The organism is Sulfurimonas sp. HSL-1716 (assembly GCF_039645975.1).
Taxonomy (GTDB): domain Bacteria; phylum Campylobacterota; class Campylobacteria; order Campylobacterales; family Sulfurimonadaceae; genus Hydrocurvibacter; species Hydrocurvibacter sulfurireducens.
Genome location: NZ_CP147918.1, coordinates 455,256 through 472,753, shown reverse-complemented (window position 1 = coordinate 472,753; position 17,498 = coordinate 455,256). Strand labels below are relative to the sequence as shown.

14 protein-coding genes are annotated in these 17,498 nt (G+C 42.5%); 8 read left to right on the top strand and 6 right to left on the bottom strand.

Annotated elements, in window-relative coordinates; translation table 11 throughout:
* Window positions 1-121: 121 nt before the first annotated feature.
* From guaA to WCY03_RS02455, 4 genes are all read right to left on the bottom strand, one after another.
* A complete protein-coding gene (gene guaA / locus WCY03_RS02470) occupies window positions 122-1,672 on the bottom strand; it encodes a glutamine-hydrolyzing GMP synthase (RefSeq protein ID WP_345993416.1) in 1,551 nt (516 codons plus the stop codon).
* 97 nt (window positions 1,673-1,769) lie between these two features.
* Window positions 1,770-3,071 carry a sodium:proton antiporter NhaD gene (gene nhaD, locus WCY03_RS02465; RefSeq protein WP_345993415.1) on the bottom strand — a complete coding sequence of 434 codons (1,302 nt, stop codon included), beginning with the start codon at window positions 3,069-3,071 and terminating at the stop codon, window positions 1,770-1,772.
* Between the two features lie 9 nt (window positions 3,072-3,080).
* The gene (nadB, locus tag WCY03_RS02460; RefSeq protein WP_345994056.1) at window positions 3,081-4,523 is read right to left on the bottom strand and encodes an L-aspartate oxidase; all 1,443 of its coding nucleotides are present in this window, start codon (window positions 4,521-4,523) and stop codon (window positions 3,081-3,083) included.
* Window positions 4,523-4,690: a hypothetical protein gene (locus tag WCY03_RS02455; protein ID WP_345993414.1), complete on the bottom strand. Its 168-nt coding sequence runs from the start codon at window positions 4,688-4,690 to the stop codon at window positions 4,523-4,525. Before WCY03_RS02455 ends, nadB begins: the two co-directional genes overlap by 1 nt.
* Window positions 4,691-4,756: 66 nt before the next feature.
* Between WCY03_RS02455 and WCY03_RS02450 the strand changes: the two genes are divergently transcribed.
* From WCY03_RS02450 to WCY03_RS02425, 6 genes are read left to right on the top strand one after another with little or no spacing between them, the layout of a single operon-like run.
* Window positions 4,757-5,101 (top strand): hypothetical protein, encoded by a 345-nt coding sequence (locus WCY03_RS02450; protein WP_345993413.1) that lies wholly within the window; start codon window positions 4,757-4,759, stop codon window positions 5,099-5,101.
* A complete protein-coding gene (gene uvrC, locus WCY03_RS02445; protein ID WP_345993412.1) occupies window positions 5,085-6,881 on the top strand; it encodes an excinuclease ABC subunit UvrC in 1,797 nt (598 codons plus the stop codon). Before WCY03_RS02450 ends, uvrC begins: the two co-directional genes overlap by 17 nt.
* A 59-nt stretch (window positions 6,882-6,940) precedes the next feature.
* A complete protein-coding gene (locus WCY03_RS02440; protein ID WP_345993411.1) occupies window positions 6,941-7,354 on the top strand; it encodes a PAS domain-containing protein in 414 nt (137 codons plus the stop codon).
* 9 nt (window positions 7,355-7,363) lie between these two features.
* Entirely contained in the window at window positions 7,364-9,307 is a 1,944-nt protein-coding gene (locus WCY03_RS02435; RefSeq protein ID WP_345993410.1) for an Hpt domain-containing protein, read from the top strand.
* Between the two features lie 12 nt (window positions 9,308-9,319).
* Window positions 9,320-12,646, top strand: coding sequence for an ATP-binding protein (locus WCY03_RS02430; protein WP_345993409.1), 3,327 nt, complete (start codon window positions 9,320-9,322; stop codon window positions 12,644-12,646).
* Window positions 12,647-12,659: 13 nt separating this feature from the next.
* Entirely contained in the window at window positions 12,660-13,037 is a 378-nt protein-coding gene (locus WCY03_RS02425) for a response regulator (RefSeq protein WP_345993408.1), read from the top strand.
* Between the two features lie 17 nt (window positions 13,038-13,054).
* Here WCY03_RS02425 and lon read toward each other — a convergent pair whose 3' ends face one another.
* Both lon and bamD read right to left on the bottom strand, forming a co-directional pair.
* Window positions 13,055-15,472 (bottom strand): endopeptidase La, encoded by a 2,418-nt coding sequence (lon, locus tag WCY03_RS02420; RefSeq protein WP_345994055.1) that lies wholly within the window; start codon window positions 15,470-15,472, stop codon window positions 13,055-13,057.
* Complete coding sequence (gene bamD, locus WCY03_RS02415) at window positions 15,459-16,223, bottom strand: outer membrane protein assembly factor BamD (protein WP_345993407.1); 765 nt, start codon at window positions 16,221-16,223, stop codon at window positions 15,459-15,461. Before bamD ends, lon begins: the two co-directional genes overlap by 14 nt.
* 123 nt (window positions 16,224-16,346) lie before the next feature.
* Between bamD and fliW the strand changes: the two genes are divergently transcribed.
* Window positions 16,347-16,733, top strand: a complete 387-nt coding sequence (gene fliW / locus WCY03_RS02410; protein ID WP_345993406.1) for a flagellar assembly protein FliW — start codon at window positions 16,347-16,349, stop codon at window positions 16,731-16,733.
* Window positions 16,733-17,494: a pyrroline-5-carboxylate reductase gene (locus WCY03_RS02405; RefSeq protein ID WP_345993405.1), complete on the top strand. Its 762-nt coding sequence runs from the start codon at window positions 16,733-16,735 to the stop codon at window positions 17,492-17,494. The genes fliW and WCY03_RS02405 overlap by 1 nt, the downstream gene beginning before the upstream one ends.
* The last annotated feature ends 4 nt before the right edge of the window (window positions 17,495-17,498 follow it).

Genomic DNA, 17,498 nt, shown 5'->3' with positions numbered 1-17,498 from the left:
CTGCTAAACAAATCCACAAAATTGTGGAAAGTTTAGTATGATTTGGAATGTTTTAAGGTTAAAGCGTAGTTCACTACGCTGGATCCTTGATCATTTCAAAGCGTGCTGAAATTTTCTTAATTTACTCCCACTCGATCGTAGCCGGCGGTTTTGACGAGATATCGTAAACCACACGGTTGATTCCGTCGACCTCGTTGATGATACGGCGGGATATCCTCTCTAAAAGATCATGCGGCAGATAAGCAAATGTCGCCGTCATACCGTCGACCGCTTCGACGACACGGATACATACCGTATTGTCGTAAGTACGGTTATCCCCCATAACGCCCACTGATTTTACGTTGAGTAAAACCGCGAACGCCTGCCAGGTCTTCGTATAGTATCCGCTCGCTTTTAACTCATCGATAAGAATAACGTCTGCTTCGCGCAGAAGATTAAGATCAGGCACATTGACGTCTCCCATGATACGGATCGCAAGACCCGGTCCCGGGAACGGGTGGCGGTTAATCATCGATTCGGGAAGATTCAGCTCTAAGCCGAGCTTGCGTACTTCGTCTTTGAACAGCTCGCGCAAAGGTTCGATAAGCTCGAAATCCATCCAATCGGGCAATCCGCCGACGTTGTGGTGAGACTTGATGACCTCTGAAGGACCGTTTACCGAGATGGATTCGATGACATCCGGATAAAGCGTCCCTTGTGCAAGGAATTTGATACCGTCATGCTTTTTCGCTTCTTTTTCAAACTCTTCGATAAAAGTGTGGCCTATGATTTTACGTTTCTGTTCAGGATCGTTTACACCCGCAAGCTTTCCTAGAAAGTTCGCACTTGCATCAACGGTGATCAAAGGCACTTTCAAGTTGATCTTGAAAACCTCTTCGACCTGCTCTCTCTCGCCTTTACGCAAAAGTCCGTTATCGACAAACACCGGGATCAGCTGATCACCGATCGCTTCATATAAAAGTGCCGCAACGACGGAACTATCAACCCCGCCGCTGAGCCCGCACAGAACTTTTCCTGTTCCCACTTTCTCACGGATCAGTTTGATCTGCTCCTTTAAGAAGTGTTCCATCTTCCACTTCTCTTCGACACCGCAGATCTTTCTGGCGAAGTTGCGAAGCATCAGATAACCCTCTTCGGAGTGCTGTACCTCAGGATGGAACTGCATAGCGTAAACACGCTTTTCCTCATTTGCGATAGCCGCGTAGGGAGAGTTTGCGGACACGGCAATAGGAGTAAATCCTTCAGGCAGCACATCGACTCTGTCGCTATGGCTCATCCAGACAATACGGTCATCGTCGCAGCTGTCAAACAGAGGCGATACTTTTCCGTCATGCTGATGAATGGTAAGCTCCGCTTTTCCGTATTCGTGATGATCGCTTCTGATGACAGAACCGCCGAAATCCACGGCTATCCTCTGCATACCGTAACAGATACCTAAAACAGGGACTCCGAGCTTGTAGACATCTTGATCTACTTCATACGCATTTTTGTTATACACGGAAGAGGGTCCGCCGCTAAGAATGACCCCTTTTGGGTTTTTAGACTTTATCTCATCGACTGACGTATGGTATGGAAGAATTTCACAATAAACTTTTTCTTCACGAAGACGACGAGCGATAAGCTGGGTGTACTGAGAGCCAAAATCTAAAACGATAATGCTTACATTTGTCATTATAAATGCCTTTAATAAATAGTAATGAATAAGTTTAAGAGGGAAGTGCACCCTTTCAATTTATGAAAGGATACAATAAATTATATTAAGAGTTGATTTAGTAAATACCTATTATTTCAAATTGAACATACCAGATCGCAATAGAAGCAAGATAGCCGACGAGAATCGTCCATGCATGTTTCATATGCGCGCCGAAAGTATAGATCCCTTTCATTCTTCCCATGACACCGACACCCGCGGCACTCCCGAAGCTGATAAGCGATCCGCCGATACCTGCGGTCATCGTAACAAGCATCCATTGATCTATCCCCATTGTAGGAGAAGATTTTAATATGGCACTCATAACAGGCACGTTGTCTACAATGGCAGACAAGAAACCGACTCCGACGTTTGAAGCAGTACTTCCGATAGCACCGTAAAGATTATGAATATAGTGCAGGAATCCCAAAAAGTGTAATGCACCTACGGCCGAAAGGATACCAAAGAAGAAAAGAAGTGTATCGTTTTCGACTTTTTTCATATTTACGAAAATATCGAATCCTTCAGTACTTTTGCGGTTCAAGTTAAAGGAATATAGTTTCAATATAGCCAAACCGAACATCATACCCCACATTGCCGGGAAATGGAAGAACTGATGTCCCAACACCGCTATAACGATCGTCAGTATTCCCAGATAGACTATGACCATACCGCCTTTTCTGAGTCTCGGCTTTATCTCGGTTTGCGCATCAAATTCAGGTTCGCCTTTAGGCACCGAAAGACTGAGCAGGAATGCCGTTATAAACCAGCCGATTACCGAAGCCGGGAATAGGAACAAGAAGTCGACGAATTCACCTTTGCCTGCCGTCCATGCCATCAGCGTGGTAATATCGCCAAAAGGAGACCATGCACCGCCCGCATTTGCGGCTACGACTATATTTATGGCACCCGGTACCAAAAACGATCGTTTTTCTTTATCTATCGTATAAAGAACCGTTGAAAGGATCAATGCCGTCGTAAGATTGTCAGCGACAGGAGAGATGAAAAACGCCAATGTCCCCGTCAGCCAAAATATCTTTTTATAACTATAGCCTTTTGATATAAGCTTATATTTCATCAGCTCGAAGACGCCTCGCTCTATAAGCGTTTCGATATAGGTCATTGCGACAAACAGGAAGAAGAATATCTCTGCTATTTCTAAAATAAGTTTTTCCAGCTCATTATGAAGCGCGTTTGGATCAAGTCCGTGCATAGCATAGTAGATACCTACAAGCATAAACATGAACGTTCCTGCGAATAAAGCAGGCTTTGCTTTGTTTATCTCATATTTTTCCTCTGTTGCTATAAAGTAGTAAGCTATTAAAAAAACAGCAAAACTAAGTATTCCGACCCATGTGGTCGTTAAATCCAATTCGTGCATTACGCTCTCCTAGTTTTCTTCTATGGTGTGCACACCGATAGATTTTTCCCGTTTCAAAGCCGAAGTCACTATCTCCCTCGCCGTCAATAAACGAAATTTTAAAAGTTTACCAATTTTTTCATTTAAAAGAGCATTAATCTGCCCTAATGCTTCGTTTAATCCCTCTTTTGTCCTTACTATGGACACTTTGTCCCACATTATCTTTCTAAGAAGGTTTTTCTTCTCTTTATCCTCTTTGTAACTCATCACGTCATGCGATACGTCGAACTCTACGAACTCTTTTTTTGTTTTATCTTTTAAAATATCATCAACTGCATGCTTTGCAAAGACAAGCCCCTCTAAAAGAGAGTTCGAAGCAAGTCTGTTCGCTCCATGAACACCCGTCGATGCAACCTCGCCGATCGCATACAACGAACCTACTCCCTCGACTTTTGCATTAAGATCCGTCTTTATGCCGCCGATCGCATAGTGAAATGCCGGAGAGATCGGGACTCTGTCTTGAGGCAGGTCGTACCCCAATGTTTTGAGGCTCTTATAGATGTTTGGAAATCTGTGTATGAAGTATTCGTAACTAAAGTTTTTAAAAGAGAGGTATACTTCCGAACCGGTCTTTTTCTTATAATCGTAGATCGCTTTGCTGACTATATCCCGCGAAGCCAGTTCTCCCCTCGGATCATAATCGAAAAGAAACCTTTTGCCGTTTTTATCTTCGATCGTTGCACCTTCGCCTCTGAGCGCTTCGGTAAGAAGAAGTTTTTGTGCGGAGCCGTTTGTCACGTACACCGTAGGATGAAACTGCATCATCTCCATCATCTCCAGTTTTATGCCCTTAAGCACGCACAGACCCTGCATATCCCCGCTGATCGTAGGAGCGTTCGTATGGTATTCGTAAAGCGAACCGACACCGCCGCTTGCGAGGATCACTTTTTCGGCATAGATGTTTCTCAGTTCTCTGTGATCCAAAACCGTGACACCGTAACATTCGTTGTCTTTTATAAGCAGATCGACCACCCTTGCATTAAAAAGCATAGGGTGGGGATTATGTTCAAGCAGAAAAAGATGCAGATATCTTCCCGTAGCATCGCCTCCCGCGTGAAGAATCCTCTCTCTTGAATGAGCTGCTTCTTTGGTATATAAGAGATTGCCTTCGCTGTCTTTGTCGAACTCGAATCCCATATTGATGATATTGTCTATGGCTTCACGGGAACTTTGGCTCAGCACATCCACCGCATCTTTGTCGCAAAGTCCGTCTCCGGCGTTTAAAGTATCTTCTATGTGTACGGGGATATCCTCTTTGTCCACCGCCAAAGCGACACCGCCCTGTGCATAAAAACTGTTGCATTTGAACGTTTCGCGCTTATTGATTATAAGGACTTTTTTATTTTTTGGTATGTTTACGGCGGCGTAAAGTCCTGCTATGCCGGCCCCCACTATGATCACATCATATTTCATCATTTGCAGTCTACTTCAATCCTCTTTAGGGTTTTTACCGGTTTTACAGTCGTATTATCGTCTTCGTAATAGGGAGCGGCTTTGTATCCGCATCCGAACATATTTAACGATAACAATGCTATAATGGCGATATGAAACAGGCGAACCAAATTATCTCTTCTTTGCAAAATAAACCTCAATTTTCAAAATTATCCAAATTCCGCTGCATAAAAAAAATCCAAGAACTTTTCCCGATGCATCTACAAAAAATGATCATCTACGGATATATAAAAAACAATATCCTCAATTTTGTACTCAGCCATCCTTGGGCTAAACAGGAATTCGATATTATAATACAATCTATTAAAACACCTTTAAAGCAGCTTCCCCCGCCCGAGTGTCAAAATACGGATATTGGCGACATCAGAGCTTACGTATCGTTCAAACAGCACAAAGAAACCGCTCTGCACGAGGGTTCCAGCACGGATGAAAGATTTTCGGAGCGCGCGCACGCAGAATTTATAAACAGCGCGCAGGATGAACGCCTGCATGAGATCATCGAAGATATACGCAGGATCTTAAATGATAGACAAGATTAAAGACCTGCCGCCCTCAGCGGGAATATACCAGTATTTTAACGACAAAGGGCAGCTGCTTTACATCGGCAAAGCCAAAAACCTGAAAAACCGTGTAAAGAGCTACTGGTATTTCACTCCGTCTCTACGGCCGAATCCCTCTCTCAATCCAAGAATCGTAAAGATGCTGGAGGAGACTGCATCCATAAACTACATAGTCGTTCAAAACGAACATGACGCACTCATACTCGAAAACTCTCTGATAAAACAGCTCAAGCCAAAATACAACATTCTCCTGCGCGACGACAAGACATACCCCTATATCTACATAGACTACTCAAAAGAGTATCCGAGATTCGAGATAACCCGAAAGATCATAAACGCCAAAGATGTAAAATACTTCGGTCCCTATTCCGTAGGAGCCAGAGACATTCTTGATTCTGTGTATGAACTGTGCATGCTCGTTCAGAAAAAAGGCTGTCTCAAAGGCAAAAAAGCATGTCTGTACTACCAGATAAAAAAATGTCTGGCACCATGCGAGTTCGATGTCAAAAGCGAGCGCTATCGTCAAGAGACAGACAAAGCCGTAAACTACATAGAAAACAAAAAAGAGCTTATAAAAAAGCTTCAGGAAAAGATGTCTTTTTATGCCGAGGAGCTTCGTTTTGAAGAAGCCAGCGAGATCAAAAACAGGATCCAGAACATACAAAAGTCCAACATCGTTTCCCAGATAGATCTTGCCACGAACGACAATTACGACATCTTCTGCATCTCGCATAAAGAGAATCGTGCGATCGTAGTGAGAATCTTTATGAGAAACGGCAAAGTGGTTTCATCCTCGCATGACTTCATATACCTCAACGAAGGCTTTGACGAGGACGAGATATATTACCGTGCCGTCATGGAGTATTACGGCAGCGAAGCACCTCCGATAATCGCGCCTGTTTTGGTAGCCCATGAATTTGAATCAAAAAAACTGCTCCAAGAGTATCTCTCCGCCGTTTTTAACAAAAAAGCGCAAATAACGAATCCCAAACGAGGGGATAAAAAAAGATTGACGGATCTTGCCATGCTCAATGCCGATGAGCTTTTAAACAAAACTAAAAACGACACTTCATACGAGCTCGCCCTTTTAGTCCAGGAACTTTTCAAACTTCAAAGAACACCTCTGCGCATCGAAGTATTCGACAACTCTCATATGAGCGGACAGGCGACTGTCGGAGCGATGATAGTATATGAAAGCGGTATCTTTGACAAAAAAGCGTACAGAACGTACCATCTGGATTCCAAAGACGAGTATTCACAGATGAGAGAGATGCTGACAAAAAGGATCGAAAGCTTTGAGAAAAACACCCCGCCGGACCTGTGGATACTCGACGGAGGAGAAACGCTTCTCAAACTGGCTATCGATCTGCTTGATTCAAACGGAGTTTTTTTGGATGTCATCGCCGTCTCAAAAGAGAAGATAGACGCAAAAGCCCACAGAGCAAAAGGAGAAGCCAAAGACATCATTCACACGGCAGATACAAGCTTTAACCTGAAGCCGACCGACAAAAGGCTTCAATTCGTCCAAAGATTAAGAGATGAAGCTCACAGAAGCGCCGTTACGTTTCATAAAAAAACAAAGCTGAAACTCGACCAGGAAAGTAAACTTTTATCGCTAAAAGGCATATCTGAAGCAAAGATCAAAAAGCTTTTAAGCTATTTTGGAACGTTTGAAGCGATTAGGGCCGCAGGGGAAGATGAAATCGTTTCTGTATTAAATGAAAAAGACGCCAAAACCATAAAATTACTTTACAACTAAGTCTTTTTTAGTTAATAATATGTTATATTGTGCTCAACTTAGATTTTAAGGTTCTTAGAATGAATAGACCAGATGCGGTTGATGAAGAGTATCATTTTGAAGGAAGGGCTATCGTAAGTGAATCCGACGAAAAAGGCATAATCATATTCGCAAATAGAAAGTTCTGTGAAATTTCCGGATACACGAAAGAAGAGCTTATCGGAAAGCCTCATAATATCATACGACACCCAGACATGCCAAAAGCCGTATTTACTCAAATGTGGAAAGATATAGAGTCGGGTCAGACATGGCATGGATTTATAAAAAATCTACGCAAAGACGGCCTATACTACTGGGTCGAAACGGAAATAACTCCCGTTTTCGACGATGATAAGAACATAACAGGCTATATAGCCGCACGTAAACCTGCAAGCAGAAAAAATATCGAAGAAGCCAGCGCGTTATACGCAAAAATGCTCGAAGCTGAAAAGTAAGGAACAAGTATGCTGATATACAATCATAAACAAGAGTTTATCGGAATCGACGAAAAAGATCTAAAAATATTAGGCTTTAAAAACCTGGCAGAACTGCAGACTGAGTGCAGCGACTTTGCCGACCTTTTCGTAAAAAAACCCAACTACATACACAATTTTAAAAACTTTAACTGGATCTACTATATCCTGCATTCGGACATACACGAAGCAAAGGTCATCATAAACGCCAAGCAGAAAAACTTCACCGCTACGATAGAACTGCAGACCCTATACCTTTCTGATGCACCCGACCAGCCTGCCTATGCGATAACGCTTTTGAACTTGAGAGCTCTAGACGGCGGCGAAAGCGAAGTGTTCGAAGAAGATTTAAAAGAGGTTCCTATCCCTATAGCAACGCCTTCTGAAGAGTCCATAGATGAAGAGTTGCCAGACCTTGAGAACGAAGAATCCGTAGAACTGAGCGAGCCCGACGTATTTGAAACTCCGGTGCAGACACAAATCATAGAAGATCCTTATGATTTCGACTTTAATGCTCCTTTGGATATCGATGATATCTATATGTCCGAGGAGGAACCTCAAGAGGAAGCAGCCTTAGAGACAACGAGCCTTGAGGAAGAGTTCGAACATAAAGAGACAGGTGATGTGGACTTCCTTGCCGAAACAGCAGAAGCAGAAGAAATAGAAGAAAAAGAGGTTAAAAAACCACTGAACAAGCCTATGCTTGGCGACTACACCGCCGCAGCCGACAGTAAATATCTTGATAACCTGAAGGTGAGTCAAGACTATACTTATGATCCGCATGTAGCCTCTGATGAGCTGGGCCTGCCTGTTGATCTTATCAATGAGTTCATAGGAGACTTCATACAGCAGTCGCATGATTTCAAAGATGAATTGTATACCCATATCGCAAGCAGCGATTTTGATGGAGTAAAACTTTTATCGCATAAGCTAAAAGGTGTAGCGGCAAACTTAAGGATCGAAGATGCATTTGAGGTACTAAGCATTATAAACGCTTCAGACAATATCAACGAGATAAAAGCAAATCTGGATCATTTTTACAAAATAATCGCGAAACTTGAAGGAAAAGAGACAGCAGAAACGGCACCTGTCGAAACTGCCGCAACAACAACCCCTTTGGAGGAAGAACCGCTCTTTGATCAGTCCTCAGAAGAGAACATAACAGAAGATATCGGTTTAAAAAACGAAGCTTTAGCCGAAAAAGAGGAACTTGAAGAGTTTATTGAACTGCCCGGCGAATCAGAAGAGGAAAATATAAAAGAGCATATAGGTCTCAAAGAGGATGACGGCATTGAACATCCTCAAGAGCTCAACGAAACCGAAGAGACGGATGACGACATATACAAGGTTGGAATAAAATACCATGAAGATGAACCTATTACCCTTGAACCATACGATTTCAACATCCAGGAAGATTTGGATAAATACGACTTTGACGATGATGATCTTTTAGAGCATAAAGATGAATCCGAACCTTTCATATTAGATGGCGATGATCATCTGATGCATGACGACGATCTTGCAATGCCGCAGATGTACGATCTCAGCGAAAAAGAAGATGATCAAACAAACGATGTTCTCAACGAAGCGCCCGAGGAAGAAAGCCAAAAAGAACCGAGCACGCTCACAGAAGATACGATGCACTACGATAAAAAAGAAACGGCAAACGAGCTTGGACTTGATGAAGAGTTTGTCGATCAGCTTTTATCGGACTTCAAAGAACAGGCAAATGATCTGATCGACGGCATGGAAGCTGCCATACGCGACAACGATTTCACTGCTTTGAAAAATTTTGCCATAAACATAAAAGGTACTTCCGACAACCTTCGTTTAAATAAGATCTCGCATCTTTTAGAAGAGTTGACTTTCGTAGAAGACACCCAAAAAGCGGAGCAGTTGTTGAGCAGTTTTAAAAACTATGTAAATCAAATATAAGGAAGTCAGATAATGCAAATAGGATTAAAAAATAGACTCAGACTTATAAGTTTATTTCCGATTATTATTCTTTTCTCATTAGCTTCATATTATGTCTATAATGCTTACATAAGTTACGACAGTGCCAAACAGCTTCAGGCGAAATTAAAAGAAAACAGATATTTGACACAGTTGCTGGACAATATATCGCGTGAACGCGGAATGACCATTATGTATCTTGGGAACTCCTCTCCAACGACTCATAGATCGCTTCTCGCACAAAGAGCCCTGGTCGATCAAAAAGCACAGGAGTATCTGTCTCATATTCAAAACAACGATTACCTGCATGACCATTCCAACGGTGCGGCAAACTGCCAGGCATGCAAAAACAGTGCCGCAGTATCTGCCATCATGAAAAAAACGCAGGATGTAAGAGCTCTTGTCGATGAACAGAAGATAGAGTTTAACGACGTTTTTTACAACACTTACGGAAAAGCTCAAAACGATATCCTTAGAAGAATAGAGAATATCGCCAATATCCATGTCGATGAAAAGATATCTTCATTGGTGACCGCATATCTTTCATTGGTACGTGCACAGGAGTTCACCGCAGCCGAAAGAGATTATATCTCCTATACTCTGGCACGGGCGATCCCTCTTGAATCCGATGCTATAAACAAATGGCTTTCGTTTATCGGCAAAGCCGATTCCATCAATTACGAAGAGGTGGATCCGGATATATATAAAAAACTGAACGATCTATTTAAAAACGAAGACAACACCGACCTGAGCAATGATATCACCGAAGAGCGCTCAAATATTCTTGAAGCGGCAAAAAAAGGCGAATACGACACGGAATCGGGTATCTGGTTCACAATGCTTTCGGAAAAAGAGAACGTTATAACACAGGCAAAAGAGATCATCCTCGAACAGATGGATAAAAAGGCAAAAACCGTTCAAGAGCATGCTATTCAAATTCTTGTTATCGCGATCTCCATCTGGATAATATCCATTATCGTCGGTATTCTCGGATTGCTGCTTTCAAACGACATTGCGAGAAATATCAAAAATCTCGAATCCGTATTAAGACGCGTCGCAAAAGATACCGGAGACGAAGAAGACAACAGAAACATCAATCTCGATACCGCTTCGGGAACCGCTCAGGCATATCAGCTTCTTGAAGATATCATCGAACAGACCCGCCGCGATAAAGAATACGCAATGGAAGCCAGCGAAGCAAAATCCATGTTCCTCGCGAATATGTCCCATGAGATACGAACACCGCTTAACGGAATCGTCGGATTCACCGAGCTGTTAAAAGATACGGATCTCAGTGAAGAGCAAAGAGAGTTTATCGATATTATCGAAAAATCATCGGAGAACCTGCTTGAAATCATCAACAATATCCTCGACCTTTCTAAAATAGAAAGCAATAAACTCGAGATAGAAGAGGTTGTCTTCAACCCTATCGACGAGTTTGAAAGTGCGGTCGAAGTCTACGCCGTACGTGCATCCGAAAAACATATCGATCTCGGATGTTTCATCGACCCTGAACTCGAACGCCCAATCAAAGGAGATCCTACCAAGATCAAAGAGGTTGTCATCAATCTTCTTTCAAATGCGGTCAAGTTTACAAACAGCGGCGGTGCAATCAACGTCGATATCCGCCGCATCGAGTCTGAACACGGCGGTAAAGTCAAAATAAGATTCCAGGTCCAAGACAGCGGTATTGGAGTAACGAGCGAACAAAAATCCCGTATCTTTGAAGCATTCAGCCAGGCAGATACTTCTATCACGCGTAAATACGGCGGTACCGGTCTTGGACTGACGATCTCAAGCCGTTTCGTTGAACTGATGGGCGGTCAGTTGGATCTGGAAAGCGAAGTTGGACATGGAACCGCTTTCTTCTTTACTTTGGAGTTCGAAGAAGCAGAAACGCTAAACGAAACGATCAAAGGAACCTTCTCCAATATCAATGCACTGATACTCGATTCGACAAACAAGAACAAAGCCCAAAGCAAATATCTGCGTGAATATCTCGATTTTTACGGTGTAAGCTATACTTCGTTCAAAGACCTCAATGAGTTAAACACTCTTGAACAGCAAATCAGCTACGATCTGATGTTTGTAGATTATGATTTTGCGGATGAAAAGGACCTCATAAACTACAGCAAATCACCTGAGGCTATGATACTCATCACGAAATCATACTATATGAAAAAGATAGAGACTTTAGAACTCAACATCTTCAAAACACTCTACGAACCGCTAAACTCCAGTAAATTGAAACTTGTTTTAGAAAATTACGATACATCTTCGTTCAACGAACAAAAAAATAGAAGAGCCCGCCAGAAAAAATTCGATGAAAAGAGCTCGAAATTTGCAGCGAAAGCTTTAGTTGCAGAAGATAATATCATCAATCAAAAACTCATTAAAAGGACTTTGGAAGACCTTGGATTGGAAGTCACTATAGCCAATAACGGCCTTGAAGCCTTTCAAAAACGTAAAAACGGAGACTTCGACATAGTCTTCATGGATATTCAAATGCCTGTCCTTGACGGCGTCGAAGCTACTCAGGAGATACTCGACTACGAAGAAGATTTCAATGTCGCTCACGTTCCTATAGTCGCACTTACGGCAAATGCTCTAAAAGGCGACAGAGAACGCTTCTTGAGCCATGGGCTTGACGAATATACGACAAAGCCGCTGGTACGCTCTGAAATAATTTCATTACTAAACCACTTTCTTGCCGATCTGATCGTAGATGTCAAAACAAAAATCGATGTTGACAGCGCTGCCTCTTCGCTGAATGATGAGATTAAAAAACAGATAGAAGACGAAAAGTCGACACAAGAGCAGGAGCAGGAGACAAAAATCGTTGAAACGGCCGATATCGATATACATGAAGAAAAAGAAGAAGAAACTGATCTAAAAACAGAACATATGCAAGACGAAAACAATATCCTGCTTGTAGAAGATCATCATATCGACAGTAATGAGATAAAACCCTACAAAGCGGATATTCTTCTGACAAAGAAGAATAAAATAGAAACGAAACTGTTTTCTCATATACTCGATGAACTGAAATATACCTATGAGACGGCAGAAAATGTCGAAGAGATGAAAGAGAAACTCAAAGAAAACAGATATAAGCTTGCGCTCTTTGATAAAGAACTTCGCGGTTTGGATCTAAAAAATCTGACGGAAGAGATGAAAAAAATGGATTCGGAAGTTTATTTCGTAATGATGATAGACCCGTCCAGCAAAGAAGAGGAGAGCGATGCGCTCTTCGTTCACGAAATCATAAAAAATATCGTGAACAAAGATCTGTTGCGCCTAGTGTTTGAAAAATTTGTTTAATCAAGGATGAAAAATGTCGAATAAAAAATTGAAAATCTTAGCGGTAGATGATGATATGATCAATCTAAAGCTGCTTAAGTCCATGCTGCTTAAACATGACAACATCTCAGAAGTGCTCGAAGCAAGAAACGGGGCAGACGCTATCGGGATACTCAAATCAACCAACGATATCGATATCATTCTTTTAGATATCATCATGCCTGTAATGGGCGGGCTGGAAATGCTCAAAGTCGTACGTGCAGATGAGAATCTCCATCAGATGCCGGTCATAATGCTCACGACCGATGAAACAAAGAAAACAGAAGCGTTGGAAAACGGCGCGAACGGCTTTTTGATGAAGCCCGTCCGAGCTCATGATCTGACGGACCAAATAAGAAAACTATCCATATAGGACAGTTTTCTTATCTTTTAAACAAATGCCAGCTTAAGCACCTGCTCTATTCTGTTGACTCCGACTATCTCCAAATCGTCTCGAATCTCTTTTGGAATATCGTTTAAATCTCTTTCATAGTTTTTCTGCGGGATTACGACCGTCGTCATTCCTGCTTTATGCGCTGCGATCAGCTTCTCTTTTAATCCTCCGATAGGCAGTACATCACCTCTTAAAGAGACTTCGCCCGTCATTGCCAGGTCGGAACGGACCTTTTTAGAACTAAGGATCGATGCCATGACCGTTGTCATAGCTATTCCCGCGCTTGGTCCGTCTTTTGGCGTAGCACCGTCTGGCACGTGAACATGCAGATCATATCTTTTGTATACCTCGCTATGGTCTACCGCTATATTCTCTTCCTGCTCTTTGTAGCTGAGCGGAATATTATAGGACTCTATCTCGAGCTTGCCGTCGTCTATCAAAGTTTTTACGACGCTTAAGGCTATTCTCGCCGATTCCTTCATAACGTCGCCGAGGCTTCCCGTGAGCTGCATATTTCCTTTGCCTTTGATGCGGATCGATTCTATTTTTAAAACATCACCGCCCACACTCGTCCATGCCAAACCGTTGACCATCCCGATAACCGGCACTTTGTCCGTTTTTTCTATCTCAAACACACTTTTATCAAAGAACTCTTTTATATTCTTGATAGAAACGGAAACCTTCGGCTGATCTGGATTTTGAAGCAGTATTTTTGCCGCTTTTCTTGTTATATCCGCGATCCTGCGTCTTAGATTTCTGACTCCCGCTTCACGGGTGTATTTATGGATGATCTCCTGCAGTGCCGTTTTAGAAACGACAAGTTCGGAGCTCTTTAATCCATGTTTTTTTATCTCTTGAGGTATCAGATAGCGTTTGGCGATTTCAAGCTTTTCTTGAGGTGTATAGCTGCTGAGGGTTATAAACTCCATCCTGTCGCGAAGAGGTGCAGGTATCCCGCCCAGATCGTTCGCGGTGGCGATAAATATCACATCTCTAAGATCTATATTGAAATTCAGATAATAATCACGAAACTCTTTGTTCTGCTCGGGATCGAGTATCTCCAGCAAAACTGCCGTCGGATCGCCTCTGTGCGAGCGTGCGACCTTGTCTATTTCATCAAGTACGATAACGGGGTTCATCTTTTTGGCGTCTATCAAACCCTGTGCTATTCGCCCCGGCATCGCACCGATATAGGTACGTCTGTGACCTCGGAGCTCGTTAACGTCTTCCAATCCGCCGAGTGCGATACGCACCAAAGGGCGTTGAAGCGCTATTGCTATCGAGTTCGCCAAAGAGGTCTTTCCCACACCCGGAGGGCCGTTGAAGCAAAGAATAGCTCCTGCACTTTGTGCATCCTTTTTGCCTCTGAGCTCGAGCAGTTCTTTGACGGCGAAATATTCCACTATCCTCTCTTTAGGTTTTTTAAGTGAGAAATGATCTTCATCGAGCTGTTTTTCGACCTTTTCTATCTTCAGCGATTTTTTTGCAAGTTCACCAAAAGGAATATCCAGAGTCCATTCCAGATAGCTTTGTATCATCCCAGCATCTGCAGAATCAGGATGCATTCTTGCATATCTTTCGATCTGCTTGTTGATCTCCTTGTATGCATCTTCACCCATCTTCTCTTTTTTGGCAGCCAGCTTTTTACGATACTCCTCTATCTCTTCTTCACGCTGCGTATCGCTTCCGAGTTCCCGCTGTATCTGTTTTAGCTGCTCTTTTAAAAAGTACTCTTTATTGACCTTTTCTATTTTAGAGTGGACTTTGCTTCTTATCTCTTTTTGAAGCTTGTTGGCTTCTATCTCTTCGATAAGATAATCTATAAGGATAAGGAAACGGTTTTCGATGTTCGTTTCGGCAAAAAGTCTGTACGCCTGCTCTTTTTTCAGCTTTATCGTACTGCAGATCAGATCTACGATACGGTTGTACTCATGGTTCTCTTCAATGGTACGCAAAAGATCTTGGGGAAAATAGTTGCTCACCTGCGAAAGCGAACGCACCTTCTCTCTGACCACTTCTAGTACCGCATCCATTCGAAGTTCGTTTGCAATACTGGATTTTAGAACATTTACATTTGCTATAAGCGGAGAATCGCTCACATGCGAAAGAATCTCACCACGTGCTAGTCCCTGAAAAAGGACTTTCACTCTGCCGTCTGGCAAAGAGACTTTTCTCATGATAGAACCGATAACCCCTACTTTGTAGAGTGAATCAAAATCTCTTTTGCCCTCCTGTTCGGGTTTAGTCGAACAAACTATCACCAAAGTGTTCTCGTCCATCGCTTTGTTCGCCGCAGCAATGTTACTGTCGTCGCTTAAAAAAAGCGGAGATATCATAAAAGGGTATAAAAATATTTCATCTTCTGCTATAACGGGGATATCCGTAGGAAACTCGCTGTAATTACTTAGCTGCATCATTTTGTACTCCATTATCCGTTATGTTTCCATCACTTTGAATACTGTTTCTTGATACGACGCTGCGGGTATTTGGTATCATGAAGCCGTACCAGCTGGCTTTTCCGTTACCTTCGAACCACTCTCTATACCATGGCGTGTTTGCACGGTTCACCTCATCCCATTTTATCCAAGGCTGAGGATTGACTTTTCTGTAATACTCGGCACTTTTTGGTTTATCTATCCTGTCATAAAGTGATGCTATAGTTTCATTTAAAGCGGCTCTTGCCATATAAAGTCTTGACAGCATGGTGTCTACGATCGGGTAGTAGACTGAATGCGGATACTTGGCTTTAAAAGCGTTCGCCGCTGATATCGCTTCATCGATCAAAGCCTGATCCCGGCGCGGGTTCGGCAATGCCATATATTTTGCCTTTATCTCCAAGAACTCGGAATACTCCTTCTCGTTCGCGTTGGCATATCTTTTCACATACTCGTCCAAAAAATGCTCGCTTAAGAGATACTCTTCATAATACATATGTGCAACGGCCAGTATAAGCGTCGCTTCACGAAGCAGAGGAGAGCCTATATGCTCGCCCTGAAGCGAACTGTAATAGTTATCGGCTTTTTCCAGATTCCCGTCAGAAACACTTTCGATGATCTTAGAGTACCAATACATAGCCGGTTTATTATATTCATCGTCGTTCTTGCTGCAACCGGTAAAAACGACAAAGATAAAAAATAAAGATACTAGTGTTTTTGTCAGTGTCAAAATAAATCCTTCTCTATGTTAGATTGGTATTTTATCGAAAATAATTGTTACACTACATTAATCGGTTACCAAATTAATGCAAATATGCTACAATATTGCCAATGTTATTATAAAGGTTTATTTATGATATTTGAGATAAAAAGTCCCTTGTTAGGTTTTGAAAACATCACGAAAATGGAATTAACAAAGATAGACGATGTTTTTGCAAGGCTTCAAGTCACAGATGCGCAAGAGCCGTCTTTTACGCTTATAAATCCATTTGTTTTACGCGAATACGATTTTGAGATTCCCACGGCCATTCAAACGCTCATGGAAATAAACGAGACTTCTAATCTTCTAATATATAATATGCTGATCATCAACACTCCGATCGAAGAATCTTTTGTGAATTTCGTGGGACCGCTGGTGTTTAATCTTGACAACAATACGATGGCACAGGTTATCTTGGCAGACAACTCTCCATATGCAGTTGCGGAAAAGCTTTCTAACTTTTTACATAAAGACCAATAATGAAAAGATCTATAACACTTGTCGGCAACGGAAACATGGCCTTTGCGATCGCTTCGGGACTAATCTCTTCGTACGATTTGGAAGTGGTCGGGCGCGATATGAACAAGCTGAATGATTTTGAAACAAGATTGAAAACGAATATCAAAAAAACCCTTTATAAAGATTTTAACGCACAGGATAAAACTCTGATACTCTGTGTCAAGCCCGCAAACATTACATCTATGAAAGAACTGATCAAAGGCAGAGCCAAAACTCTTTACTCCGTCCTTGCGGGAACAGGCATCGAGATACTCAAAGCAAACATTGACGCTCAAAACTATGTAAGATCCATGCCCAATCTTGCGGCAAACATCAAGAAGTCCATGACCACGCTTACAGGCGATACTGCCTGCAAAGATGAGGCCCTGGATATATTCGGCTCAATCGGTTATACCCTTTGGGTCTCATCGGAAAAAGAGCTCAATATCGCAACGGCGGTTGCAGGAAGCGGTCCCGCCTATCTAGCCCTCATAGCCGAAGCGCTGGCAGACGGCGGAGTGAAACAGGGACTTAAACGCGATGATGCAATGAAGCTGATGCGCGGATTATTCGCAGGATTTGCAGATCTGGTCCAAGACGTGCATCCCGCAGTCTTTAAAGATGCCGTAATGAGTCCGGGAGGAACGACTGCTGCAGGTTATAGCGCACTGGAAGAAAACGGTGTTAGAAACGGCTGTATTAAGGCTGTAGAAGCGGCTTATAAAAGAGCGACAGAACTCTAATCTC